Source organism: Thermostichus vulcanus str. 'Rupite', from assembly GCF_022848905.1.
Classification (GTDB): Bacteria; Cyanobacteriota; Cyanobacteriia; order Thermostichales; family Thermostichaceae; genus Thermostichus; species Thermostichus vulcanus_A.
In genome coordinates, this window is sequence record NZ_JAFIRA010000112.1 from 1 (window position 1) to 1,629 (window position 1,629).

2 protein-coding genes and 1 riboswitch are annotated in these 1,629 nt (G+C 55.1%); both genes read left to right on the forward strand.

Annotated features, from left to right (window positions below):
* Positions 1-588 (forward strand): bifunctional phosphoribosyl-AMP cyclohydrolase/phosphoribosyl-ATP diphosphatase HisIE (gene hisIE / locus JX360_RS17350; protein WP_244353490.1); only part of this gene is annotated, 588 nt, incomplete at its 5' end.
* On the forward strand, positions 548-1,225 hold the full coding sequence (locus tag JX360_RS17355; protein ID WP_244353492.1) for a DUF1997 domain-containing protein: 678 nt from the start codon (positions 548-550) through the stop codon (positions 1,223-1,225). The genes hisIE and JX360_RS17355, both read left to right, overlap by 41 nt.
* Positions 1,226-1,345: 120 nt before the next feature.
* A riboswitch (Fluoride riboswitch) is annotated at positions 1,346-1,431 on the forward strand.
* Positions 1,432-1,629 lie beyond the last annotated feature (198 nt).

Here is a 1,629-nt window from a genome sequence, read left to right on the forward strand (position 1 = left end):
CCCGCCATCGTTCAGGATTATCTGGACGGGACGGTGTTGATGCTGGCTTGGATGAACCGGGGATCCCTGCAAAAGACCTTGGAAACGGGCCGCACCTGGTTTTGGAGTCGCTCTCGCCAAGCCTTCTGGGCTAAGGGAGAAACGTCTGGACATGTGCAATGGGTGAAACAAATCCGTTACGACTGCGACAGCGATGCTCTTTTGATCACAGTAGAACAAGTGGGGGATGTAGCCTGTCATACCGGGGCGCGCAGCTGCTTCTTTCGGCCCTTGCTGAAAAGCGCAAGTCACGTTCCTCTCGCAGCTGATACGCTTTCCCAAGTGTTTGCCGTGATCAAAGCCCGTCAGGCGGATCCCAGCCCCAACTCCTACACCAGCAGCTTGCTGGCCAAAGGAGACAATGCCATCCTCAAAAAGCTCGGTGAGGAAACCGCCGAAGTGGTGATGGCCGTCAAAGATCAAGAGCCGACAGCCATTGCCAGTGAGGTTGCCGACCTCTGGTACCACTGTCTGGTGGCTCTCGCACATCATCAGGTGGATATCAAAGATGTCTATCGCCAGCTCCAAGCCCGTCGTTCCGGCAAGTGATTGTCAGGATTGCGATGGAGCCTCTGAACAGCCGCAACTCGCCAAAGTCCAGCAGGACTTCGTCCCACTAACGCGACTGGATTTACAAGCCACACGGCGTGGACAGGTGGATCTGGAAACGGATCGAGAAACCCTGGCGCACTACTTGCGCGGCCATTCTCAGTGGATCCAGCACTGCTTCCGGCCCCTGCGGGTGGAGGCTTTGTCGGCAGATAGCTACAAGCTGGAGTTTTTTCGCATTGGCGGTTTGGGCTTCGAGCTAGAGCCTTGTTTTGGGGTCAAAATTTGGCCTGACGAGAATGATGTGTTTCGTCTCACCTCGATCGAGCTGCCTGGTGATGCCGCTCTGCCCTACCACGTGGATTGTCGAGCCGCGTTTCGATTGGAGGAATTGAGTGGATCTCCAGATCTTCCACCGCTCACCCGTGTTCACTGGGATCTGCACCTGGACATCTGGCTCACTTTGCCTGGGTTTTTACAGGTACTGCCCCACAAATTGGTGCGGCGGGTGGCCAACCAGGTGGTACAACAGGTAACCCGCAGCATGAGTGACCGTCTTACCCACAATGTCTGTTCCGATTTTTATCACTCGATCGATCGGCCTGGGCATCGCTACCGTTTGGTTTCTGTGGGTTGATGGGATTAAATGTGATAGCCTAAGTCTCAAATCAGTTGCCGCTAATGCTGTGTATGGTGCTACACGCTGCTTGCGCAACCAAGTTGGCGAAGCAGAGTTCTTTGGGCTTGTGAGCCTCGACCGGCAACAGGTGATGGAGTTCACCGGAACCGCCTCAGATTTTCGGGTTTTACCTTCATCAAGAGGCTGATAACTCCTACGCTTCTGGGCTTGTCCAGAGGGTAGGGGTTTTTGGCTTTGCGTCTGCAGAACGGAGACCTTTGATTTTTCCCGCTGGACTGCCCCTTAACACCACGACGGAAGGAGAGGGATCCATTCATGCTGGGCAGTTGGCTATGGATTTTGGGGATGGGGTTTTTTGTCGGCCAGATCGTCGGTCGGCTGGGGATGCCCCCATTGCTGGG

Coding starts and splice junctions, on each gene's coding strand:
- JX360_RS17355 (WP_244353492.1), top strand. CDS start 548: ATGTCTATCGCCAGCTCCAAGCCCGTCGTTCCGGCAAGTGATTGTCAG.